Origin of the sequence: Cohnella cholangitidis, assembly GCF_014107495.1 — a bacterium.
Taxonomy (GTDB): Bacteria; Bacillota; Bacilli; order Paenibacillales; family Paenibacillaceae; genus Cohnella; species Cohnella cholangitidis.
In genome coordinates, this window is the sequence record NZ_CP041969.1 from 2,179,207 (window position 1) to 2,202,478 (window position 23,272).

The following is a 23,272-nucleotide window of genomic DNA, read 5'->3' on the forward strand; positions in this document are numbered from 1 at the left end:
TAGGATAAGCCCTCGACCGATTAGTACTCGTCAGCTCCACACGTTGCCGCGCTTCCACCCCGAGCCTATCAACCTGGTGTTCTTCCAGGGGTCTTACGAATTGGGAAATCTCATCTTGAGGCAGGCTTCGCGCTTAGATGCTTTCAGCGCTTATCCCTTCCGCACTTGGCTACCCAGCGGTGCTCCTGGCGGAACAACTGGTACACCAGCGGTGCGTCCATCCCGGTCCTCTCGTACTAAGGACAGCCCCTCTCAAATTTCCTACGCCCGCGACAGATAGGGACCGAACTGTCTCACGACGTTCTGAACCCAGCTCGCGTACCGCTTTAATGGGCGAACAGCCCAACCCTTGGGACCTACTTCAGCCCCAGGATGCGATGAGCCGACATCGAGGTGCCAAACCTCCCCGTCGATGTGGACTCTTGGGGGAGATAAGCCTGTTATCCCCAGGGTAGCTTTTATCCGTTGAGCGATGGCCCTTCCATTCGGTACCACCGGATCACTAAGTCCGACTTTCGTCCCTGCTCGACTTGTAGGTCTCGCAGTCAAGCTCCCTTATGCCTTTGCACTCTGCGCGCGATTTCCAACCGCGCTGAGGGAACCTTAGAGCGCCTCCGTTACTTTTTAGGAGGCGACCGCCCCAGTCAAACTGTCCGCCTGACACGGTCCTCCTACCCGGTAAGGGTAGTGAGTTAGAACTCCGATACGATCAGGGTGGTATCCCAACGGCGCCTCCACAGAAGCTTGCGCTCCTGCTTCATAGGCTCCCACCTATCCTGTACAGACCGTACCAAAGTTCAATATCAAGCTACAGTAAAGCTCCATGGGGTCTTTCCGTCACGTCGCGGGTAACCTGCATCTTCACAGGTACTAAAATTTCACCGGATCTCTCGTTGAGACAGCGCCCAAGTCGTTACGCCATTCGTGCGGGTCAGAATTTACCTGACAAGGAATTTCGCTACCTTAGGACCGTTATAGTTACGGCCGCCGTTTACTGGGGCTTCAATTCATAGCTTCGGGTTGCCCCTAACCACTCCTCTTAACCTTCCAGCACCGGGCAGGCGTCAGCCCGTATACTTCGCCTTGCGGCTTCGCACAGACCTGTGTTTTTGCTAAACAGTCGCTTGGGCCTCTTCACTGCGGCCCCCTCGTGCTATTCACACTACCGGGGCACCCCTTCTCCCGAAGTTACGGGGTCATTTTGCCGAGTTCCTTAACGAGAGTTCTTCCGCGCGCCTTAGAATTCTCATCTCGCCCACCTGTGTCGGTTTACGGTACGGGCACCTTCTCCTGGCTAGAGGCTTTTCTTGGCAGCGTGGGTACATGACCTTCGGTACTATGATTTTCCCTCCCCATCACAGCTTGAGGTTACAGTGTGCGGATTTGCCTACACACACCTCTCACTGCTTGGACGAGCATATCCATCAGCTCGCGTCGTTCCCCTCCTGCGTCCCCCCATCGCTCATAACGGATTACGGTGGTACAGGAATTTCAACCTGTTGTCCATCGACTACGCCTTTCGGCCTCGCCTTAGGTCCCGACTTACCCTGGGCGGACGAACCTACCCCAGGAACCCTTAGGCTTTCGGCGGACAGGATTCTCACCTGTCTTTTCGTTACTCATACCGGCATTCTCACTTGAATGCAGTCCACCAGTCCTTCCGGTCTGACTTCAACCCGCATTCAACGCTCCCCTACCCAAGTACCCTAAGGTACATGCCATAGCTTCGGTGGTGTGTTTAGCCCCGTTACATTTTCGGCGCAGAGTCACTCGACCAGTGAGCTATTACGCACTCTTTAAATGGTGGCTGCTTCTAAGCCAACATCCTGGTTGTCTTCGCAACTCCACATCCTTTCCCACTTAACACACACTTGGGGACCTTAGCTGATGATCTGGGCTCTTTCCCTCTTGACGACGGATCTTAGCACTCGCCGTCTGACTCCCGAGTATACATGCATGGCATTCGGAGTTTGACTGGACTTGGTAACCCTTGGCGGGCCCCGCACCCAATCAGTGCTCTACCTCCATGATGCTTCACCTCGAGGCTAGCCCTAAAGCTATTTCGGGGAGAACCAGCTATCTCCGAGTTCGATTGGAATTTCTCCCCTACCCCCACGTCATCCCAGAGCTTTTCAACGCTCACGAGTTCGGGCCTCCAGTGAGTGTTACCTCACCTTCACCCTGCACAGGGGTAGATCACACGGTTTCGGGTCTACGACCACGTACTTATTCGCCCTATTCAGACTCGGTTTCCCTTCGGCTCCGCCTCATCAGCTTAACCTTGCACGTGAACGTAACTCGCCGGTTCATTCTACAAAAGGCACGCCATCACCCCTAGATCGGGCTCTGACTTCTTGTAAGCGCACGGTTTCAGGTTCTTTTTCACTCCGCTCCCGCGGTGCTTTTCACCTTTCCCTCACGGTACTGCTTCACTATCGGTCGCCAGGTAGTATTTAGCCTTGGCAGATGGTCCTGCCGGATTCCCACGGGGTTTCTCGTGTCCCGCGGTACTCGGGATCCGTCTCGGAGAGAGAAGACTTTCGGCTACAGGGTTGTTACCTTCTGTGACGGGCCTTTCCAGACCTCTTCGCCTAACCTTCTCTTTTTTTACTCCATGTGAGACGTCCCACAACCCCAAGGAGCAAGCTCCTTGGTTTGGGCTTCTCCGCTTTCGCTCGCCGCTACTGACGGAATCACTATTGTTTTCTGTTCCTCAGGGTACTTAGATGTTTCAGTTCCCCTGGTGTGCCTCCAACGAGCTATGTATTCACTCGAGGGTAACTATCCATTACGATAGCTGGGTTTCCCCATTCGGAAATCTCCGGATCAAAGCTCACTTACAGCTCCCCGAAGCATATCGCTGTTCGTCGCGTCCTTCATCGGCTCCTGGCGCCTAGGCATCCTCCGTGCGCACTTATTAGCTTAACCAATGCTACGATGTATTACTTCTGATTCTCCGATGCGCGTTCGTTACCAGGCTCCCATCAGAGATGGGCGACAGTATCGCTCGTGCATGAGTCGAACATAAGCAACACATCTCCGCAGCATACAATTGATGACACTAGTAAGGCAGAGATGATACTCTTCTTCTTTCGCGCTTTGTTTCGCTATCCAGTTTTCAAGGTACAAGATATTACATATGAAAGGCTTAACCGCAAAGCGGTAATTGCTCTTTCAAAACTGAACCCGAGCGTAAGAAACGGTTTGCCACTTCGCTTGCGCGACCGTGGTCTTTTATAGCTCCGAAGAGCTCCTTAGAAAGGAGGTGATCCAGCCGCACCTTCCGATACGGCTACCTTGTTACGACTTCACCCCAATCATCTACCCCACCTTCGGCGGCTGGCTCCCTTGCGGGTTACCCCACCGACTTCGGGTGTTGTAAACTCTCGTGGTGTGACGGGCGGTGTGTACAAGACCCGGGAACGTATTCACCGCGGCATGCTGATCCGCGATTACTAGCAATTCCGACTTCATGCAGGCGAGTTGCAGCCTGCAATCCGAACTGAGACCGGCTTTGTTGGGATTGGCTCCACCTCGCGGTTTCGCAGCCCGTTGTACCGGCCATTGTAGTACGTGTGTAGCCCAGGTCATAAGGGGCATGATGATTTGACGTCATCCCCGCCTTCCTCCGGTTTGTCACCGGCAGTCAACCTAGAGTGCCCACCTTAACGTGCTGGCAACTAAGTTTAGGGGTTGCGCTCGTTGCGGGACTTAACCCAACATCTCACGACACGAGCTGACGACAACCATGCACCACCTGTCTCCTCTGTCCCGAAGGCCGCCTCTATCTCTAGAGGATTCAGAGGGATGTCAAGACCTGGTAAGGTTCTTCGCGTTGCTTCGAATTAAACCACATACTCCACTGCTTGTGCGGGTCCCCGTCAATTCCTTTGAGTTTCAGTCTTGCGACCGTACTCCCCAGGCGGAGTGCTTAATGTGTTAACTTCGGCACCGAGGGCATGATACCCCCAACACCTAGCACTCATCGTTTACAGCGTGGACTACCAGGGTATCTAATCCTGTTTGCTCCCCACGCTTTCGCGCCTCAGCGTCAGTTACAGTCCAGAGAGCCGCCTTCGCCACTGGTGTTCCTCCACATCTCTACGCATTTCACCGCTACACGTGGAATTCCGCTCTCCTCTTCTGCACTCAAGTTCCCCAGTTTCCAGTGCATCACGGGGTTGAGCCCCGCACTTAGACACCAGACTTAAAGAACCGCCTGCGCGCGCTTTACGCCCAATAATTCCGGACAACGCTTGCCCCCTACGTATTACCGCGGCTGCTGGCACGTAGTTAGCCGGGGCTTTCTTCTCAGGTACCGTCATCGGGCTAGCAGTTAACTAGCCCTTATTCTTCCCTGGCAACAGAGCTTTACGACCCGAAAGCCTTCCTCACTCACGCGGCGTTGCTCCATCAGGCTTTCGCCCATTGTGGAAGATTCCCTACTGCTGCCTCCCGTAGGAGTCTGGGCCGTGTCTCAGTCCCAGTGTGGCCGTTCACCCTCTCAGGTCGGCTACGCATCGTCGCCTTGGTGAGCCGTTACCCCACCAACTAGCTAATGCGCCGCAGGCCCATCCGCAAGCCACAGATTGCTCCGTGTTTCCCAAGCTCGCCATGCGGCTAGCTTGCGTATCCGGTCTTAGCATCCGTTTCCGAATGTTATCCCGATCTTGCAGGCAGGTTGCCTACGTGTTACTCACCCGTCCGCCACTAACCTCTTCGGGAGCAAGCTCCCTCAGAGATTCGTTCGACTTGCATGTATTAGGCACGCCGCCAGCGTTCGTCCTGAGCCAGGATCAAACTCTCCATAATAGTGAAGCCGAAGCTTCTTATTAAAGAGCCTTTGAGGCTCAATCTGTATTGCTGGTTTGCCTTCCGACGACCGAAGCCGTCTTCCGACGTTTGTTTGTTTCTTACGCTCGATGTTCAGTTTTCAAAGAACAATTGATGTTTCGTTTGTTGTCGTCCGCGCTAACGGCGACTTTTATAATATACCACAGCTGACTAGTACTTGGCAACAGGTATTTTTTGGTTACCGTTGTTGTTCCTTATTTCCTTCGTCCGCTCGTCCCCTCTAAAAGTGGGGCGAAAAATAATTTACCACAAAGATAGGCTATAGGTCAAGCATTTATTTAAACTTTTATCTCTGCGATTTTAAACCCATCGCATAACGGGACAATTCCCGGGGCGGCGCAATACGCGCATACATGCGAAAGATGATCTTGTACCGCTTGGAGATCGCTTCTTTGACCGGACCATCCAACCTGCGATCGCTCATATCCAGCAACATCTCGTCCATCTCTTTGCGCAATAAATAGTCGAATTCCTTGCATTCCTTTTCCGTAAACATCATACCGAGCATAGAGTGCGGATCCTCCTATGGACAAGCAGCGTTTACCGTCAGCTCCGCGTCAGGCAGGAACTCATCCGGTATGTTCTACTGTTATGCTCTTTTTTGATCCCGTTTATGACAGATCCGCCCTCTTGCGCGCAACTTTAACTCATCAACCAGAATGTAACCGTGCTTTCGACAACGCCTGCTACTAATAGCAGCACCAAAACAAGAATAACGGCGGGAACCGCTCCGATCGCCGTTCTTACGAACGGCTGCCACGCCTGCGATTTGCCGAAGGCAGAGCCGAATACCCCTTTAATCAAGGTCATCCCGAAACGCATTCCGAATGCGGCCGCCAAGAACACGGCGGACAGCTCGAAGATTCCATGCGGCAAAATTCCTTTTATTACGGAAGCCCATAAGTTATGGCCTTGCTCTGCCGCCTCTCCCAGCACGTAACCGATAACCATGCCGTTGGACACCAAGCTTATTACCGGCATAATGCCGGCTACGATCCCGAATGCCATGATCATTACCGCGGCGAAGACATTATTCAACGTGATTCGAACAAACGCGGTAAGTTCGGGATTATTCGACTGATTGATATCGTTCATGATCGATTCCAAGCCTTTAATCTGTTGTTCCAAGTATTGTTGAGGCGCGTTCGGAGATCCTCCGATAACGACTCCCGCAAAAAACAATATAATCGAAAAAATGAAATACGGACGAATCTCTTTCCACGATAACAGTAGCCCTGCGCGCGAAAACATATGCCTGCTCCCCTCATAACCATCCGAATAATATCATCTTTTTGTTTGCAGCCAGACCATATGAATAACTCTATGGGCCAAGCATACATTGATAGTATCCAAGCAACGTCCTGTCCATCCTTAGGAAGGGATAGGCGTAAAATCCCTACTCTGGAAGGAGCAGATTAATCCAATGAACCATTTTTTCGTATTTAACGGGCGGCGCATTAAGAAAATCTTTTTCCTCTCGGTAGCGGCAATTCTGTCTGTAGCCGTTATCTGGGTCGAGAAGAACAATCTCAGCGTGTTCGCCCCGCACCCGCCGGCTGCCGTTTACAGCGTGCCCACCGAGCGCAAAGTCGTCGCTCTCACCTTCGATATTAGCTGGGGAGAGAAGCGAGCCGAGCCTATACTCGAAATACTTAAAGCCAAGAACGTGAACAACGTCACTTTCTTCTTGTCCTCGCCGTGGAGCAAGACTCATCCGGATATCGTCAAGAAAATCACGGATTCCGGGTATGAAGTCGGCAGCCATGGCCACAAACACGATAACTATAGCCAATACAGCGACGAGGAGATTCGTAAGCAAATTACGGTAGCGGACGGCATCTTAAGAGATATGACCGGCAAATCGCCGAATCTGATACGGATGCCGAACGGAGACTTCGACAAAAGAGTGCTCAGAATCGCGGAAGATCTCAATTACAAGGTGATTCAGTGGGATACGGATTCGTTGGATTGGAAAAATCCAGGGGTCGACACCATCGTTAATCGCGTAGTAAACAAAGCCCATCCGGGAGATATTATTCTTCTGCACGCCAGCGATTCCTGCAAACAAACCCATGAAGCTCTGCCCGCTATCATCGATCAGTTGAGAGCCAAAGGATATGAGTTCGTGACGGTATCCCAAATGATCAACCAAACCGAAACGAACGGCAAAACCGTCGAGGACCGTTCCGCATGGAACGAATTGGCCTCTCCCTATTTTATTTAGCAGCCGCGACCGTAGGCGAGGCTTCCGCTGGCTTTCCTAGAATTTTATGCAATTGCATGATCTGATAAGCATTACAGATAAATAACGGGATCAATTGGTACAGAAGCGATGAAATATCCCCGGTCTTGAATACCGGCACGGATTCCATCGTCGTAATGGCTACCAGGAAGAAAATCGTCGGGATCCATGCTCCTGAGTTCGTTTGACTGACTTTCATCCACGCTACGGCTACGGAACCGATAACAAGCGCCGCCGGAACTCCCCAAAAGGTATGAGCAGGGAAATTCGTGTCGTAAGTCCAATATGCGATTTCCGCTAGGACGAACAACGCGATGAACCCTTGAATGGCCACCCAGGAATAAGGTCTTTTGAATATGCTTCGGGCGATATAATTCAACATCATATAGGCGAAGAAGCCCATATGGGAAAAAGCGCCGAACGTCATGCCGATCAGAGCCATCATCAGTATGTACGACAGCCATCCGCTTGCTTCGACGTTTCTGAAATCCGGGTTGAACAATTGGATCGTAACGCTGCCGATTACGGTAACGATGGCCCCGATTAATATGGTCGTGCCGAATAATTTCATCCATTTGCGTAAATTCAATTCCAGTAACCTCCTCATCTTGATCACCATTCATTTTACCATGATCCAGCTAAAAAGCCATGAACAAGCCCTTATATTCACAAGGTTGTCGAAGCATACTACAGCCATAACCCTACAGAAAGGGAGCTGATCGGTATGCTTCGTCGATTGCGGTGGTATGGGGGCTTATTGAGTATGTCATTGTTGCTCGCATCATGCGGACAAGAATCCGGGAGCAGCAGCGGCGGAGGGCAAATGAGCTATAAAGAAGTCAAATCGATGGTTATCGACATTCTTGGTTCGGAAGAAGCCCAAAAAGCAATGGAAAAAGCCTCTACTGCCCAATATGGAGAGAGTACCTTGCAAATGAAGAGCATGACGCCTTCAGACCAAGCTCAAGTCAGAATTGCCGTCAAAGACGTTCTTACGGCACCGGAATATTCAACCGTGCTGGAGAAAATCATGAAAGACCCGAAGTTCGCCGGAGAATTCGCCAAAGCTGTCAGCAAGGATAATAAGCAAATTCACAAGGACTTGATGAAAGATCCCGGATACCAAAAAGAACTTGTGGACATGTTCAAAACCCCGGAAATGGCCAAAATTATGTCGGACTCCATGAAGACTGCGGACGTTCGCAAAGTAATCATGAGCTCGGTGACGGAATCGATGCAAAATCCTCTCTTCAAGCTGGAGATCATGAAATTGCTTCAATCCGTCGTTAAAGACGAACTAACGCCGGAGCCGGAGAAGAAAAAAGAAGAGAAAAAAGAAGGCGGCGAGGATAAAGGCGGAGCGAAAGAAAGCGGACAGAGCAGTCCGGAGAGCAGTCCGACAAGCAGCGGCGAAAGCTCCGGTTAACAACAAAGCGGTTGAACGCGTGAGTCGCCTCACGTTCGTTCAACCGCTTTTATTTACCGATCACAATTAACAAACCTATTTCCCGCAACGATCGATTACCGCTTGCGCCAGCGCCAAATATTCTTTGCCTATTTCGGAATCGGCTTTGTACACCGAGGGAGAGTAATCCGGCTCGGACGGATGGTTGTCCGGTGCGCCTAGAGGGAACTGCGCCAGCAGCTCGGTGTTTAGCGTCTCGGCAAGCTTGCCTCCGCCTCCGCGTCCGAATACATACTCGCGAGCGCCTGTTTCCTTGCTCTCGAAATAGGACATATTCTCGACGACGCCGAGAATCTCATGGTTCGTCTTGATCGCCATCGCTCCGGCTCGCGCCGCAACGAACGCAGCCGTCGCATGAGGAGTAGTGACGATAATTTCTTTGCTTTGGGGAATCATCTGATGGACGTCAAGCGCCACGTCGCCCGTTCCCGGCGGAAGATCCAGCAGTAAATAATCCAACTCTCCCCACTCGATCTCGGCGAAGAAATTGCGAAGCATTTTGCCAAGCATCGGTCCGCGCCATACGATCGGACTATTATCTTCAACAAAGAAGCCCATGGAGATCACTTTAACGCCGAAACGTTCGACCGGTTTGATTTTGTTCCCGACTTGCTCCGGGCGCTCTTCGATGCCCATCATATCGGGCACGCTGAAGCCGTAGATGTCGCTGTCGATCAATCCGACCCGTTTGCCTTGGCGAGCCAACGCCGCGGCCAGATTAACGGTAACGGTAGACTTTCCTACTCCGCCTTTGCCGCTGGCGATCGCAATAAACTCTACGCCGCTCTCCGGATGAAGAATCGTATGCGACTCCAGCCCTTCTCCATGGCCTTTGATCGGAGCCGCTTTCTCGTCGCCTTGCGACGCAGGCCGCAATTTCGATATCGCATCCGCCTTCTCCGAATCCGTCATCGCGCGGAAACGGAAATGAGGATTAACCGCTTCAATGCCGCTCAACGCTTGAGATAAAACTCGTTCCAATAGCCCTGTTTGCTCCATGCTTTCCGGGTGAAGAACAATCGACATAGATACCGCGTTTTCCTTAACGACAACATCCCGGACCAATCCGAGGTCGGTCAGGCTATGCTTGAGCGTAGGCTCGTGTACAGATTGTAGCGTGTTTAGAACAGATTCCCTGGTGACCATAAATTCGACCCCCATCATCAGATTTACATTTTATCTATTATAGCACAGGCTTTTCCGATTCACCGGACGTATATCTCAATACTCCCCTGTAGATAGAGGCGGCAACCTTGCGTTGGTACTCTTCGTCCGCAAGCAGACTGGCTTCCTCCGGATGTGACAGAAATCCGACTTCTACAAGAGCGGTCGGCATATTCAATGTTTTGAGCAAATATATGGTATCGGCTTTCTTTGCTATCCGCTGCGTATTGCCCAGCATATCCCTCAATTCGGCTTGAATAATCGAGGCTAGCCGCTTGCCCTCTTCATTCTTCGTCGAGTAAAAAGTTTGCGCTCCCGACCATCTTGGCGATGGAATACTGTTCATATGGATGCTGATTGCAAGATCCGCTTGTTGCTTCCGAGCGCGGTCCGCCCTTTGCAGAAGATCCTCCGTTTTGCGCCGCGAGTTTCCTTTGGTTTCAGGCAAAGCGAGATCGTAATCGCCTTCCCGCGTAAGATGCACCAGCGCTCCTGCCTGTTGTAAGTAATCACGCAAATATAAGACGATCGCTAAGTTCAAATCTTTCTCGATTATGCCATCTCTGCTGACAGCTCCTCCGTCGGCGCCGCCATGACCGGCATCCAGCACGATAACTTTACCCGACAATGGCAATGACCAATGGCTCCAAGTTCTAGAAGACGGAATTTCGCTTAAAAACACAACCGCGGTTAACATCATTAAACAGACGACGATACCGAGCCTTAACAGCGCCCTCCGCGTCATCCATACGACCAAATGCTTGCGTCTTAAGATCGTCCAAAGCCGTCTACCATATCCATTAAACAATAAAATCCACCTCGCCCCGGGAAAACTCCCTACATTTTATGGGACAAGGTGGATATTTATGATTTAGATCGCGTAAGTTTTGCTCGCTTCGGCCATACCTTCGATCAGAATCTTAGCCACTTCCGGTCTGGAGAACTCAGGCGGCGGACAAACTCCGTCACGCAGCAAAGCGCGTACCTTCGTTCCGGACAAAGTCAAGTGGTGCTCCTTCTCGTGCGGGCAAGTTTTGCTTGATGCCATATTTCCGCATTTCGTGCAGAAGAAGCTGTGCTCGAAATACAATGGCGTAATGCCGAGTTCTTCCGCAGGTAAGGATTTCAACAAATCCTGTGCTTCGTAAGTGCCGTAATAGTCGCCTACGCCCGCGTGGTCTCTTCCGACGATGAAGTGGGAACAGCCGTAGTTTTTACGTACTAACGCATGGAAAATCGCTTCGCGAGGTCCCGCATACCGCATCGCTGCCGGGAACACGCCCAGGAAAACGCGATCCGTCGGATAATAATTTTCGAGAAGAGCGAGATAGCTCTTCATCCGCACGTTGGCAGGAACGTCATCCGATTTGGTCTCTCCCACCAAAGGGTTGAGGAACAAACCGTCGACGATCTCCATTGCGGCTTTCTGAATATATTCATGCGCTCTGTGCACCGGATTGCGGGTTTGGAAACCGACTACGGTTTTCCAACCTTTCTCCGCGAAGATACGCCGAGTTTCCGTTGGGTCAAAGTAAAATTCATTGAACTTCTCAGGCACGGGACGGTTCAACACTTGAATCGATCCGCCTACGTAATTGTCGGGACGGTCGAATAGCTTAACGACTCCCGGGTGCTCCATGTCGTCCGTCTTAAATACTTGAACGGCTTCATGACGCTTGTTAACTTTGTAAATGCTTTCGATGTTCATAACCGCGTATACTACGCCATCGTTCTCTCCAACAAGCGCTGCTTGTCGTCCGATTGCGAGATTGGCTGCTTGATCGTCCGTAACGGCGAGCGTAATCGGAATACTCCAGATTGCGCCGTTAGCAAGACGCATATTATTTACGACGGATAAATAGTCGTCTTCGTTCATGAAACCGGTCAGCGGGCTGAATGCGCCAACGCCGATAAGATCAAGATCCGATATCGTCCACGTGTTCACAGGGATAGATACCAGTTTAGCGGCTTGAGCAAGCAATTCGTCCCTTTGCTGCCCTTCTACTACTCTGTTAATCAATTGTCCGCCGTGCGGTTGAATTGCGCTCATGTTCTGAGTAGCTCCTTCTTGGCTTTTCTAGACTTAACGTAACGTTAGTCTGCTTATTTGTGAAGACCGCATTCCGTTTTTTCATTGCCGGCCCAACGTCCTGCGCGCGGATCCTCACCCGGCATTACAGGCTTCGTGCAATGTTCGCATCCGATACTTGGAAAGTTCTGGTCATGTAACGGATTGTAAATAATATCGTTAGCTCTAATGTACGCCCATACGTCTTCCGATGTCCAAGCCGCAAGCGGATTGAACTTCACTAGGCCGAATTTAGTATCATATTCAACCTTTTTCGCATTGGCGCGAGTAGGCGCTTGATCGCGGCGAATTCCTGTGATCCAAGCTTCGTATTGCGAAAGAATCCGCGTCAACGGCTCGACTTTGCGAAGGTTACAGCATGCCGTCGGATCGCTTTTCCATAGCTCTTCCCCATGCTCTGCCGCTTGTTGCTCAGGAGTAATCTTGGATTTCACTTCAACGAATTTCAAGTTGTACTTCTCAGCCATCCGATCGCGCGTTTCGTAAGTTTCTTTGAAGTGAAAGTCCGTGTCGAGATAGAAAATATCCGTGGACGGGCTGATTTTTTGAATCATATCCACAAGCACTACATCTTCCGCGCCGAAACTGCAGGCGAATGTGATATTAGGAAACGTTTCAATTGCCCATGCGATAACCGTTTCCGCCGACGCATTCTCGAACTCCTCCGCTTTTTGGCGAATGAGGTTTTCCTTTTCGATTAAATTCATCAAAATGACCTCCCGTGAAATCCTACTATTTAAGTATGAATAGATAATATTATACGCTTTGGGGCGTAATTGTTCAATCTTTTACATAAGAAAATGCCTTTCCCACCATCATATGTAATGGGAGAAAGGCATTTCGTATCGTGTGATAAATATTAACGTTTGGAGAATTGAGGAGCGCGACGAGCGGCTTTCAATCCGTATTTTTTACGTTCTTTCATACGCGGATCACGAGTCAGGAATCCTGCTTTTTTGAGAGCTGGACGAAGCTCAGGATCAGCTTTCAGAAGCGCACGGGAAATACCGTGACGAATTGCGCCAGCTTGACCGGAAGTACCGCCGCCGTGAGCCAAGATGAGAATATCATATTTGGTTACAGTGTCGGTCAGGTTCAACGGTTGCTTAACGATCAATTTCAAAGTTTCCAAATCGAAGTAATCATTGATTTCACGTTTGTTGATAACGATGCGGCCTTCACCCGGCACGAGTCGAACCCGCGCAACGGAGTGCTTGCGGCGACCCGTTCCTAAATATTGCACTTGAGCCATTCGAAAGTCCTCCTTTTTTTATCCGCGAAGTTCGTAAACTTCAGGCTTTTGGGCTTGGTGTGGATGATTTGGACCAGCGTAAACGTTCAGTTTACCTTGAAGCTGATGTCCGAGTTTGTTCTTAGGAAGCATACCGTAAACAGCCAGTTCGATAATGCGAGCAGGTTTTTTGTTGATCATTTCCTGCGCAGTAGTCGTTTTCAGACCGCCTGGGTAGTGAGAGTGAGTGTAGTATTTCTTTTGTTGCAATTTCTTGCCTGTAAGAACGATCTTCTCAGCATTGATGACGATAACGAAATCGCCAGTATCAATATGAGGTGTGAATTCAGGCTTGTGCTTGCCGCGGATAAGAGCTGCAGCTTCACTTGCCAGACGACCAAGGGTTTTGCCTTCGGCGTCGATAATATGCCATTTGCGCTCTACTTCAAGAGGCTTAGCCATATAGGTTGTACGCATGAAACATCCTCCTTCGGGTTAATTCCCTGCTTTTTATGTGGTACGGCTATAACGATCATTAACTTGATTTTATCTTAGTTGGTTGGGTAAATCTAAATGAGATCGAGTACTCGGATGAGAAGTCCTTTCCGTCAAACTCACCGCCAAACGTGACGTTCCTGCGCTGGGGCCGTGGGTAGCCACGCAGAAAGCACAAAATTTATTGTACATGAAATCGGGAGATTATGCAAGTCATTTAAAATCTATAAACGGCTTGCTCTTGCCTAACGGGATCCAGTTCTTCATAGCGTACTTCCCACAATGACAACCCATGCGGAACCGCTGTCGGTCCGGCTTTCGCTCTATCGCGGGCAGCCAGTATGGGCGCCATCTGCGCAGCCGTTTTCTTGCCTTCCCCTATATGAATCAATGTTCCGGCAATAATCCGTACCATATTGTACAGGAAACCCGTTCCCGTAACGTACAAATGGATCACTCCGCGCTGTTTGCCCGGATAGTATCGCTCGTCCCATGATTTGCCGCTTTCATTCAAGTGATTCGCCGGCGAAAAAGGATCCGTCTCGATCTCCAATCGTACATCAAGAATAGTGCGAACGTGACTTGGTTTGGTTGATTGGGGCGAAGTAAACGATGAAAAGTCATGCTCGCCCAGCAGATGCTCAAGACTTGCTCTCATCTCGGCGAAATCCAGCGGCGTCGGGTGATGAAATTCATACCGTCTGCGAAAGAGATCCGGAATTCGGTTGCAGTTGATCGTATATCGATAAGTCTTGCTAATCGCATGCCTTCTAGCATGAAATTCATCCGATACGTTTAACGCGCATTGAACGACTATATCTTGAGGCAGTCTCGTATTCAAGGCGATTGCCCAACGTTCGATCGGTATCGACGAAGAAGTCGTAAAGTTAACGATCTGGCACCTTGCGTGCACGCCTGCATCCGTTCGACCGGAGCCCGTCAGCTTAACGCGCTCTCGGGATAGCATGAAGATCGCGTGCTCCAGCTTATCCTGAATCGTATTGCCGCATGGCTGGCTTTGAAATCCGGAATAATCCGTACCATCGTAACTGACGATGAGAGCGATATTTCGCATCATTTCATTCCCCCGAATACGGAATCGTACCTAAAGGCTGCTAGCTGCGCAACGCCACAAAAAAAGGATGATCCGAATGCGTGATTCGGTCCATCCTTCTTTGCTCCGTTCTTACGCGCGATCAACGAGCTCAAGATACACCATTGGAGCTGAATCTCCACGGCGAGGTCCCAGCTTCAGGATGCGTGTATATCCACCCGGACGTTCCGCGTAACGCGGAGCCAATTCGGAGAACAGTTTTTGGATGGCGTCTTGTTCGCCGTTAAGGCTTTCGCGACGCACGAATGCAGATACCTGACGACGAGCGTGCAGGTCGCCGCGTTTAGCGAGCGTAATCAACTTTTCCGCGATGGAGCGCACTTCTTTAGCTTTCGCTTCAGTCGTTTGGATACGCTCGTACAGGAACAGGTCGGTGCACAGATCACGGAAAAGAGCTTTCCGCGAACTGGAGTCGCGACTCAGTTTTTGATATGCCATTTGTTTTCCCTCCCTCTTGTGCGAGTGATGAAGCAGCGCCTTAGCGTCTGCGTTCATTCGTCACGTGTTGCTAATAACGATGCTATTCCTCGAAACGGAGACCTAATCCCAGTTCTTCAAGCTTTTCTTGAACTTCTTCCAAAGACTTGCGGCCCAAGTTGCGAACCTTCATCATGTCTTCTTCCGTTTTCGTGATCAGCTCTTGAACGGTGTTAATTCCAGCGCGTTTCAAGCAGTTGTAGGAACGGACCGAAAGGTCGAGCTCTTCGATAGTCATCTCGAGCACTTTTTCCTTCTTGTCCTCTTCCTTCTCTTTCATCGTTTCGGTATCTTTGGCCTCATCCGTAAGACCCACGAACAAGGATAAGTGATCCGTCAGGATTTTCGCGCCCAGGCTAACCGCTTCTTCAGGTCGGATACTGCCATCGGTCCAAACTTCAAGCGTAAGCTTGTCATAGTTCGTTACTTGACCGACGCGAGTGTTCTCGACTTGATAGTTCACGCGGGTAATCGGCGTATAGATCGAATCGATCGGAATAACGCCAATCGGTTGATCTTCCTTCTTGTTACGATCCGAAGGGACGTAACCGCGTCCTACTCTGGCAAATATACGCATGTGAAGACGTGCGCCAGAAGCCAGTGTAGCGATGTGCAGGTCCGGGTTCAAGATTTCCACGTCGCTATCCGCGCGAATATCTCCAGCCGTAACTACGCCATCGCCTTCCGCATCGATCTCAAGCACTTTTTCCTCATCGGAATGAATCTTCAGCGAAAGACGCTTCAGATTGAGGATGATTTGCGTTACATCCTCAATAACACCCGGAATCGTGGAGAATTCATGAAGAACTCCGTCGATCTGAACCGATACAACGGCCGCGCCCGGTAAGGACGACAACAGAATACGACGAAGAGAGTTACCAAGAGTCATCCCATAACCGCGTTCCAGCGGTTCTACGACGAACCGGCCATACCTCTTGTCATCCTGAATTTCCACGGAATCGATTTTCGGTTTCTCGATCACTATCATAACCAAAACCTCCTTCAAAACGTCGCTGACGTTGCCATTGTTCACCCATGCTAAATGGTTCAGCCTTTAATAAGGAGAAATGTTTATGGGGTAAACCATGTAGTATGCCTAACCGTTACAACCATTATTCTCAAGTTGTTCTTGTTTGATACCACATTGCAACGAGACTATACGCGGCGGCGCTTCGGAGGACGGCATCCGTTATGCGGGATTGGTGTTACGTCTCTGATCATGCTGACTTCAAGACCAGCGGCTTGCAACGAACGAATCGCAGCTTCGCGGCCGGCGCCAGGACCTTTAACAGAAACTTCTACCAGACGCATTCCGTGTTCCATCGCAGCGCGGGCTGCAGATTCGGCTGCCATTTGAGCAGCGAACGGCGTGCTTTTACGGGAGCCTTTGAAACCAAGGTTACCGGAGCTCGCCCAGGAAACCGCGTTACCGTGCGGATCCGTAATCGTCACGATTGTATTGTTAAACGTGGAACGGATATGTGCCACTCCGCTGTCGATATTCTTCCGATCACGACGCTTGGTACGTACGACTTTCTTGCCTTTTTGTGCCATGTTTGTTATCCCCCCTTATTACTTCTTCTTGTTCGCTACTGTACGACGTGGACCTTTGCGTGTACGTGCGTTCGTTTTCGAACGTTGTCCGCGAACCGGCAGACCGCGGCGGTGACGGATGCCTCGATAGCAGCCGATTTCAATCAGCCGTTTGATGTTTAGTGCAATTTCGCGACGCAGGTCGCCCTCGACCTTTTGTTCTTTGTCGATCGTTTCACGAAGACGAGCCAGCTCATCCTCTGTCAGATCGCGAACGCGAGTGTCGGGATTGACGCCCGTAGTTGCTAGAATCCTCTGGGAAGTTGGTTTACCAATTCCGAAGATATACGTAAGGGCGATTTCCACGCGCTTGTCGCGCGGGAGGTCAACACCAGATATACGTGCCATAGTTAGGGGCACCTCCTTCTATATTAGCCTTGTTTTTGTTTATGCTTCGGATTCTCACAGATAACCATCACGTTGCCTTTGCGGCGAATGACTTTGCATTTTTCGCAAATCGGTTTGACCGAAGGTCTCACCTTCATGATAATACCCTCCTTAGTGTGTGACTGAAATAGCGTGCCTAGACGTCGCATGTCAGTCTCACGAATGCATCCAACGAAGCGGCGCCTTGCGATCGCGTGTTGGTTGACACGGTCCGATCGAACTTGCATGATGACGTTGTGTCAAAGCCGTTCGATCTTTTCGTGCATAGGTAGACCGAACGAACTTATTTACGGTAGGTGATACGGCCCCGCGTTAGATCGTAGGGTGACAACTGGATAACCACTTTATCCCCCGTTAGAATCCGTATGAAATGCATCCGAAGTTTTCCGGAAACATGCGCAAGGATTTGATGTCCGTTCTCGAGTTCGACCTTGAACATGGCATTCGGTAGCGGTTCAATAACCGTTCCTTCCACCTCGATGACGTCCTCTTTGGCCACCGTCATTCTCCTTTCTCTTCAGCATGCGTTTCGAGCCGTTGTTCGATTTGTCCGATAGCGTGCCGGAGCTTCGCGTTGGTGACGCGGCCGGTTTCGCGAAGGCTATTCGCTACTTCCTCGCTTCGGATCCCGATCGGTTCGAGATGCAGCACGTTTTTGCGTTTGGGCCGATCGAAGCGGCGTTTATCACCGTCGGCCACGAGCGCGAATCGCTCATCGACGAGGGCAATCACGATAATGAGCTGCCCTTCGTCTCTACCACGCCGGCTTCTCACGATATCTCCGGGCTCCAACTTAACGTTTACCGTCATTTCATTCACCTAGCTTTACGCACGGGTTAGTATTTCGTACCCGTCTTCGGTTACGGCAATCGTATGCTCGAAATGCGCGCACAGCGATCCGTCCACCGTGACGACCGTCCAATTATCGGACAATGTCTTCACGTAACGTTCTCCCACGATGACCATCGGCTCGATCGCGAGTGTCATTCCAGGTTTGAGCCGCGGACCGCGGTCAGGAACGCCATAATTCGGAATCTGCGGTTCCTCGTGCAGATCAGCTCCTACGCCGTGTCCGACGTATTCCCTGACTACCGAGAAGCCCGCCTCTTCGATCACTTTCTGTATTCCGTGGGAAACGGTAAACAGCCTCACGTCTGGACGAACCAGCTCCAATCCCGCGAAGAGCGACGCTTCCGTAACATCCAGAAGCCGTTGCGCTTCGTCGGAAATTCGACCGACACCGTACGTCCAAGCGGAATCTCCGTGATAGCCGTGGTACTGTGCGCCGATATCGATGCTGATGATATCGCCTTCTACTAGCTTCCGCGGACCGGGAAACCCGTGTACGAGCTCCTCGTTCGTTGAAGCGCATATGCTGGCCGGAAAACCGTTATAACCTTTGAAAGAAGGAACGGCACCTTGACTGCGGATGAAAGTATCGGCTATCCGATCTAGTTCGGCGGTTGTTACACCAGGCATGACCGCCTGTTTCATCAGGCGATGCGTCTCTGCTACAATCCGTCCCGCCTCACGCATCAAGTTTAATTCTTTTTCGGACTTGATAACGATCATGGCCGATTACCCTCTGAGAAGGGAAGCGATGTCGGCCGTAACCGCATCGATGTCCTTCTCCCCGTCTACTTCACGGAGCGAACCTTTGTCGCCGTAATACGTCAGAAGCGGAGCCGTCTTGCTCGTATACTCGTCAAGACGCGTGCCCACTTTTTCTTCCGTATCGTCGGAACGCTGATACAGCTCTCCCCCGTCTTTATCGCAGATGCCTTCCTGCTTAGGAGGGTTGAACATGACATGATACGTCGCACCGCAAGTTTTACAAATCCTTCTGCCTGTCAAGCGGGCGAGCAAGAAGCCGCGATCCACTTTGAGGTTGATGACATGATCAATCTTGCGACCCATTTCGGCAAGCATCCCGTCAAGCGCTTCGGCTTGAGCGAGCGTCCGTGGAAACCCGTCCAGCAAAAATCCTTTGGCGCAATCTTCGGCAGCCAAACGATCGCGAACGATTCCGTTCGTCACTTCATCGGGAACAAGCAAACCTTGGTCTACGTACTCCTTAGCTTTTTGTCCGAGTGGAGTGCCCTGCTTCATGGCTAAACGAAACGCATCACCGGTAGAGATGTGCGGAATGCCGAATTGCTCGACGATCCGCTCTGCCTGCGTTCCTTTACCGGCGCCAGGAGGCCCCATAAACAAAATGTTCATTGTCGTTCCTCCTGTCCGTCTCGATGGTTATTTATTGATAAACCCTTTGTAGTGACGTTTGATCAATTGGCTCTCGATTTGTTTCATCGTTTCGAGTGCGACCCCGATAACGATCAACAACGATGTACCGCCCAATTGTACGGATTTCGGCAAACCTGCCAATGAACCGAAGAACACGGGGATTACCGATATAAGCGCCAAGAACACCGCGCCTGCAAGCGTAATGCGAGTAATAACCCGCATCAGGAAACCCTGAGTCGGCTTGCCAGGACGAATGCCCGGGATATAACCGCCGTTCTTCTTCATATTATCCGCCAATTGCTGCGGATTGAATTGAACGAATGTGTAGAAGAAGGTGAATCCGATAATCAGCAACACGTACAACACCATGCCAAGCGGCTTGTCGTAGTACATGTTCTGGATAATCCATTGTGCCCAAGCTTGGTTAGCCCAGAACTGAGCGATCGTAATCGGGAACATCAGAAGGGAGACTGCGAAGATAACCGGAATTACGCCCGCGCCATTCACTTTAAGAGGAATGTGCGTCGATTGGCCGCCGTACATTTTTTGACCGACAACCCGTTTAGCGTACTGTACGGGAATTTTGCGCACGCCTTGCTGGATGAAGATTACGCCTGCAATAATCAGAACGATTACAAGCAGGATGATGACCATCTTAACGATATTAAGGAACAGTTGACTGGAATCCGTGAATTGATCCGCATAGATATCGCGAATATGTTTAGGGATTGCCGCAACGATTGCCGCGAAGATCAAGATCGAGATACCGTTGCCGATACCCTTCTCGTTGATTTGCTCACCCAACCACATAAGGAACGCTGTACCAGCCGTCAATACGATCGCAATCATAAGATACGTCGCCGTATTCGCGTCAATGACCATATCGTAGTTGTACATCCGGTTAAAACCGATTGCCGTCGCAAAAGCTTGGATAAGCCCCAGAATAATCGTTCCGTAACGAGTAATCTGTGCGAGCTTGCGTTTACCGTTCTCGCCTTCCTTCTGCCATTCCGAGAACTTCGGAATGACATCCATGGAAAGCAATTGAACGATAATCGAAGCCGTAATGTACGGCGTGATCCCCAGAGCGAAAATGGAGAAATTAAACAACGCACCGCCAGAGAACGTGTTCAGAAGGCCGAACAGGTCGGTACCTGTTTGGTCGGCCATCGTAAGAACGTCCTTGTTAATGTTCGGAACCGGAATAAAGGAACCGATTCTGTATACAAACAGGATGAAAAGGGTAAACAGGATCCTCTTGCGAAGGTCCTCGACTTTCCAAATGTTAGTGACGGTCGCGAACATTAGATCACCTCGGTTTTACCGCCGGCGGCTTGAATTTTTTCTGCTGCAGACTGAGAGAACTTATGAGCTTTAACAGTCAGCTGCACGTTCAAATCGCCATTGCCCAGAATTTTAATTCCATCTTTTGGATTTTTGAGAATCCCTTCGTTGAGAAGCAATTCTGGAGTCACTTCCGTACCAGCAGCAAAACGGTTCAGCTGGTCAAGGTTGACAATCGCAAAGACCGTAGCGAAACGGTCATTGTTGAATCCGCGTTTTGGTACCCGACGGTACAAAGGGTTTTGTCCACCCTCGAAACCGGGACGAACTCCGCCACCGGAACGAGCGTTTTGCCCTTTGTGACCGCGACCTGACGTTTTGCCGAGTCCGCTACCGGCACCGCGTCCTACCCGTTTACGGGTGAACTTCGAGCCTTCGTTCGGAGATAGCTCATGCAATTTCATCGTAAGTCGCACCTCCTTGAGAGTTTTGCTTATTATCTTAAACTTCTTTAACTTCGATCAAATGGTTAACTGTGTTGATCATGCCGCGAGTAGCGACATTATCTTCTCTTACTACGGACGAATGCAACTTGCCGAGTCCTAGAGATTTCACCGTTTGACGTTGATTCTCAGGACGGCCGATCAAGCTACGAACGAGGGTAATTTGAAGCTGTGCCATCTGTTTCCCCTCCTTAACGGAATAGCTCTGCTACGGTTTTGCCGCGCAGTTTCGCTACGTCTTCGGCGCGTTTGAGGCGGGATAAACCTTCCAACGTCGCATTGACCATGTTAATGGAGTTGGAGGAACCCAGCGATTTCGTCAAAATATCGCCGACTCCAGCTAATTCGAGCACCGCACGGACAGGACCGCCCGCGATAACTCCAGTACCTTCGGATGCTGGTTTCAGCAACACTTTGCCGGCGCCGAAACTTCCCGTAACGGCGTGTGGAATTGTTGTTCCAACGAGTGGTACGAATACTAGATTTTTCTTTGCGTCATCGACGCCCTTACGGATTGCGTCTGGAACTTCGGAAGCTTTACCGATTCCCGCGCCAACCCATCCTTTGCCGTCTCCGACAACGACGAGTGCGCTGAAACTAAAGCGACGTCCGCCTTTGACGACTTTGGAGACACGATTGATTTGAACCATTTTTTCGGTCAGTTCCAATGTATTCGGATCTACACGCAAGTCGTTTACCTCCTTGTGTCAAAAATGAATTAAAACTGTAATCCGGCTTCGCGAGCTGCGTCAGCCAGTGCTTGAATACGTCCGTGATACAGATAACCGCCACGATCGAACACGACGTTCTCGTATCCTTTTTCTTTTGCGCGTTTAGCGATCAATTCGCCAACTTTACGTGCAGACTCAACGTTACCGCCGTTGCCTACATCAGCAAGTTCTTTCTCAACCGTAGAAGCGCTAGCGATAGTAACGCCTTTAACGTCGTCGATCAGTTGAGCGTAGATATGCTTGGATGAACGGAACACGGACAGACGTGGACGTTCATTCGTCCCGCTGATTTTCTTACGTACCCGAAGGTGTCTTTTCAGACGCGCTTTGTTCTTATCGGCTTTAGTAATCATCCGCATGGTTCACTCCCTTCTTATTGAGTGCTTAAGCGGCATCACGCCGCTTTAAGCTTATTTCTTTTTACCTGCTTTACCTTCTTTACGAAGGATACGTTCGCCTTCGTACTTGATTCCTTTACCTTTATACGGTTCAGGCTCGCGTACGGAGCGGATTTTCGCTGCAGTTGCGCCGACAAGTTCTTTGTCGATGCCTTTAACGACGATTTTGTTTTGAGCCGGCACTTCGAATTCAATGCCGCTTTCCGGTACGATTTCAACCGGGTGAGAGTAACCCACGTTCAATACCAGCTTATCGCCGGATTTACTTGCACGGTAACCTACACCTACCAGATCAAGGTTTCTGATGTAACCTTCGGTTACGCCGCTTACCATGTTGGCAACTACGCTGCGAGTTGTTCCGTGCAGCGAGCGGTGAAGCTTGTTATCGGAAGGACGTTCAACAGTAATGACATCGGACTCGTAGGAAACCTTCATATCGCTGTGCAGAACGCGGGACAAAGTTCCTTTAGGTCCTTTGATCGTAATTACGTTGTTGTCCAGGTTCACGTTCACGCCGTTAGGCACCTGAATCGGTTTGCGTCCAATACGGGACATAGGTACACCTCCAATCGTGTGACAGTTAAATTACCAAACGTAGCAGAGCACTTCGCCGCCGGCTTTCCCTTGACGGGCTTCCTTGTCGGTGATGATGCCTTTAGATGTGGAAATGATCGCGATGCCGAGGCCACCCAGCACACGCGGAACTTCATTAGACTTCGTGTAAACGCGCAAGCCTGGCTTGCTAATGCGTTTAAGACCCGTGATAACGCGCTCGTTGTTCGGTCCGTATTTCAAGAAAATGCGGATCAAACCTTGCTTGTTATCTTCTACATATTCAGCGTCGCGGATAAAGCCTTCGCGTTTAAGGATTTCAGCAATTTGCTTCTTCACCGTAGACGCAGGCAACTCCACCGACTCATGACGCACGAGATTCGCGTTGCGAATCCGAGTCAACATATCTGCAATAGGATCAGACATAACCATGGGGTAAACCTCCTTCC

At 50.6% G+C, this 23,272-nt stretch carries 28 protein-coding genes and 2 rRNA genes; 2 read left to right on the top strand and 28 right to left on the bottom strand.

Annotation, left to right across the window (positions count from 1 at the left end; translation table 11 throughout):
- The 4 genes from FPL14_RS10375 to FPL14_RS10390 form a co-directional block, all read right to left on the bottom strand.
- Positions 1-2,928: ribosomal RNA gene (locus tag FPL14_RS10375) — 23S ribosomal RNA — on the bottom strand.
- 330 nt (positions 2,929-3,258) lie between these two features.
- A 16S ribosomal RNA gene (locus tag FPL14_RS10380) occupies positions 3,259-4,812 on the bottom strand.
- Together the 16S and 23S rRNA genes form the textbook arrangement of a ribosomal RNA operon.
- A gap of 328 nt (positions 4,813-5,140) precedes the next feature.
- Positions 5,141-5,362 (bottom strand): hypothetical protein, encoded by a 222-nt coding sequence (locus FPL14_RS10385; protein ID WP_182302893.1) that lies wholly within the window; start codon positions 5,360-5,362, stop codon positions 5,141-5,143.
- Positions 5,363-5,496: 134 nt separating this feature from the next.
- Positions 5,497-6,105 (bottom strand): stage II sporulation protein M, encoded by a 609-nt coding sequence (locus tag FPL14_RS10390; RefSeq protein WP_182302894.1) that lies wholly within the window; start codon positions 6,103-6,105, stop codon positions 5,497-5,499.
- 172 nt (positions 6,106-6,277) lie between these two features.
- Between FPL14_RS10390 and pdaB the strand changes: the two genes are divergently transcribed.
- Positions 6,278-7,078, top strand: coding sequence for a polysaccharide deacetylase family sporulation protein PdaB (pdaB, locus tag FPL14_RS10395; protein ID WP_182302895.1), 801 nt, complete (start codon positions 6,278-6,280; stop codon positions 7,076-7,078).
- Here pdaB and FPL14_RS10400 read toward each other — a convergent pair.
- Entirely contained in the window at positions 7,071-7,685 is a 615-nt protein-coding gene (locus FPL14_RS10400) for a KinB-signaling pathway activation protein (RefSeq protein WP_182302896.1), read from the bottom strand. The genes pdaB and FPL14_RS10400 overlap by 8 nt on opposite strands.
- 174 nt (positions 7,686-7,859) lie before the next feature.
- Here FPL14_RS10400 and gerD point away from each other — a divergent pair, with 174 nt between their 5' ends.
- Positions 7,860-8,522, top strand: a complete 663-nt coding sequence (gerD, locus tag FPL14_RS10405) for a spore germination lipoprotein GerD (RefSeq protein ID WP_229263863.1) — start codon at positions 7,860-7,862, stop codon at positions 8,520-8,522.
- Positions 8,523-8,597: 75 nt separating this feature from the next.
- Here the strand turns inward: gerD and FPL14_RS10410 are convergent, their stop codons facing one another.
- The 23 genes from FPL14_RS10410 to rpsH form a co-directional block, all read right to left on the bottom strand.
- The gene (locus FPL14_RS10410; RefSeq protein WP_182302898.1) at positions 8,598-9,707 is read right to left on the bottom strand and encodes a P-loop NTPase; all 1,110 of its coding nucleotides are present in this window, start codon (positions 9,705-9,707) and stop codon (positions 8,598-8,600) included.
- Between the two features lie 37 nt (positions 9,708-9,744).
- The gene (cwlD, locus tag FPL14_RS10415) at positions 9,745-10,470 is read right to left on the bottom strand and encodes an N-acetylmuramoyl-L-alanine amidase CwlD (protein WP_182303938.1); all 726 of its coding nucleotides are present in this window, start codon (positions 10,468-10,470) and stop codon (positions 9,745-9,747) included.
- Between the two features lie 126 nt (positions 10,471-10,596).
- Positions 10,597-11,775 (bottom strand): sulfate adenylyltransferase, encoded by a 1,179-nt coding sequence (sat, locus tag FPL14_RS10420; protein ID WP_182302899.1) that lies wholly within the window; start codon positions 11,773-11,775, stop codon positions 10,597-10,599.
- Positions 11,776-11,828: 53 nt separating this feature from the next.
- Positions 11,829-12,521, bottom strand: a complete 693-nt coding sequence (locus FPL14_RS10425) for a phosphoadenylyl-sulfate reductase (RefSeq protein WP_182302900.1) — start codon at positions 12,519-12,521, stop codon at positions 11,829-11,831.
- Positions 12,522-12,673: 152 nt separating this feature from the next.
- Positions 12,674-13,066: a 30S ribosomal protein S9 gene (gene rpsI, locus FPL14_RS10430; protein ID WP_182302901.1), complete on the bottom strand. Its 393-nt coding sequence runs from the start codon at positions 13,064-13,066 to the stop codon at positions 12,674-12,676.
- A gap of 18 nt (positions 13,067-13,084) precedes the next feature.
- Complete coding sequence (rplM, locus tag FPL14_RS10435; protein ID WP_182302902.1) at positions 13,085-13,522, bottom strand: 50S ribosomal protein L13; 438 nt, start codon at positions 13,520-13,522, stop codon at positions 13,085-13,087.
- Positions 13,523-13,757: 235 nt separating this feature from the next.
- A complete protein-coding gene (gene truA, locus FPL14_RS10440) occupies positions 13,758-14,615 on the bottom strand; it encodes a tRNA pseudouridine(38-40) synthase TruA (RefSeq protein WP_182303939.1) in 858 nt (285 codons plus the stop codon).
- A gap of 111 nt (positions 14,616-14,726) precedes the next feature.
- Positions 14,727-15,092 carry a 50S ribosomal protein L17 gene (gene rplQ / locus FPL14_RS10445; RefSeq protein ID WP_182302903.1) on the bottom strand — a complete coding sequence of 122 codons (366 nt, stop codon included), beginning with the start codon at positions 15,090-15,092 and terminating at the stop codon, positions 14,727-14,729.
- 82 nt (positions 15,093-15,174) lie between these two features.
- Positions 15,175-16,119 carry a DNA-directed RNA polymerase subunit alpha gene (locus FPL14_RS10450; RefSeq protein WP_169281332.1) on the bottom strand — a complete coding sequence of 315 codons (945 nt, stop codon included), beginning with the start codon at positions 16,117-16,119 and terminating at the stop codon, positions 15,175-15,177.
- 167 nt (positions 16,120-16,286) lie between these two features.
- Positions 16,287-16,685: a 30S ribosomal protein S11 gene (gene rpsK, locus FPL14_RS10455; RefSeq protein ID WP_094050605.1), complete on the bottom strand. Its 399-nt coding sequence runs from the start codon at positions 16,683-16,685 to the stop codon at positions 16,287-16,289.
- Between the two features lie 18 nt (positions 16,686-16,703).
- The gene (rpsM, locus tag FPL14_RS10460; RefSeq protein WP_182302904.1) at positions 16,704-17,072 is read right to left on the bottom strand and encodes a 30S ribosomal protein S13; all 369 of its coding nucleotides are present in this window, start codon (positions 17,070-17,072) and stop codon (positions 16,704-16,706) included.
- A gap of 23 nt (positions 17,073-17,095) precedes the next feature.
- On the bottom strand, positions 17,096-17,209 hold the full coding sequence (rpmJ, locus tag FPL14_RS10465) for a 50S ribosomal protein L36 (protein ID WP_003333770.1): 114 nt from the start codon (positions 17,207-17,209) through the stop codon (positions 17,096-17,098).
- A gap of 185 nt (positions 17,210-17,394) precedes the next feature.
- Positions 17,395-17,610: a translation initiation factor IF-1 gene (gene infA / locus FPL14_RS10470; protein WP_035121186.1), complete on the bottom strand. Its 216-nt coding sequence runs from the start codon at positions 17,608-17,610 to the stop codon at positions 17,395-17,397.
- 2 nt (positions 17,611-17,612) lie between these two features.
- Positions 17,613-17,921 (bottom strand): KOW domain-containing RNA-binding protein, encoded by a 309-nt coding sequence (locus FPL14_RS10475; protein ID WP_182302905.1) that lies wholly within the window; start codon positions 17,919-17,921, stop codon positions 17,613-17,615.
- Positions 17,922-17,936: 15 nt separating this feature from the next.
- Positions 17,937-18,683, bottom strand: coding sequence for a type I methionyl aminopeptidase (map, locus tag FPL14_RS10480; protein ID WP_182302906.1), 747 nt, complete (start codon positions 18,681-18,683; stop codon positions 17,937-17,939).
- A 6-nt stretch (positions 18,684-18,689) separates the two neighbouring features.
- The gene (locus FPL14_RS10485) at positions 18,690-19,334 is read right to left on the bottom strand and encodes an adenylate kinase (protein ID WP_182302907.1); all 645 of its coding nucleotides are present in this window, start codon (positions 19,332-19,334) and stop codon (positions 18,690-18,692) included.
- Between the two features lie 27 nt (positions 19,335-19,361).
- The gene (secY, locus tag FPL14_RS10490) at positions 19,362-20,660 is read right to left on the bottom strand and encodes a preprotein translocase subunit SecY (protein ID WP_182302908.1); all 1,299 of its coding nucleotides are present in this window, start codon (positions 20,658-20,660) and stop codon (positions 19,362-19,364) included.
- Positions 20,660-21,103 (bottom strand): 50S ribosomal protein L15, encoded by a 444-nt coding sequence (gene rplO / locus FPL14_RS10495; RefSeq protein ID WP_182302909.1) that lies wholly within the window; start codon positions 21,101-21,103, stop codon positions 20,660-20,662. The genes secY and rplO overlap by 1 nt, the downstream gene beginning before the upstream one ends.
- A gap of 37 nt (positions 21,104-21,140) precedes the next feature.
- Positions 21,141-21,320, bottom strand: a complete 180-nt coding sequence (gene rpmD / locus FPL14_RS10500; RefSeq protein ID WP_182302910.1) for a 50S ribosomal protein L30 — start codon at positions 21,318-21,320, stop codon at positions 21,141-21,143.
- Between the two features lie 13 nt (positions 21,321-21,333).
- Entirely contained in the window at positions 21,334-21,831 is a 498-nt protein-coding gene (gene rpsE, locus FPL14_RS10505; protein ID WP_094050613.1) for a 30S ribosomal protein S5, read from the bottom strand.
- Positions 21,832-21,860: 29 nt separating this feature from the next.
- The gene (gene rplR, locus FPL14_RS10510) at positions 21,861-22,226 is read right to left on the bottom strand and encodes a 50S ribosomal protein L18 (RefSeq protein ID WP_182303940.1); all 366 of its coding nucleotides are present in this window, start codon (positions 22,224-22,226) and stop codon (positions 21,861-21,863) included.
- Positions 22,227-22,283: 57 nt separating this feature from the next.
- Positions 22,284-22,826 (bottom strand): 50S ribosomal protein L6, encoded by a 543-nt coding sequence (gene rplF / locus FPL14_RS10515; RefSeq protein WP_182302911.1) that lies wholly within the window; start codon positions 22,824-22,826, stop codon positions 22,284-22,286.
- Between the two features lie 30 nt (positions 22,827-22,856).
- Positions 22,857-23,255, bottom strand: a complete 399-nt coding sequence (gene rpsH, locus FPL14_RS10520) for a 30S ribosomal protein S8 (protein WP_090117902.1) — start codon at positions 23,253-23,255, stop codon at positions 22,857-22,859.
- Between the last annotated feature and the right edge of the window lie 17 nt (positions 23,256-23,272).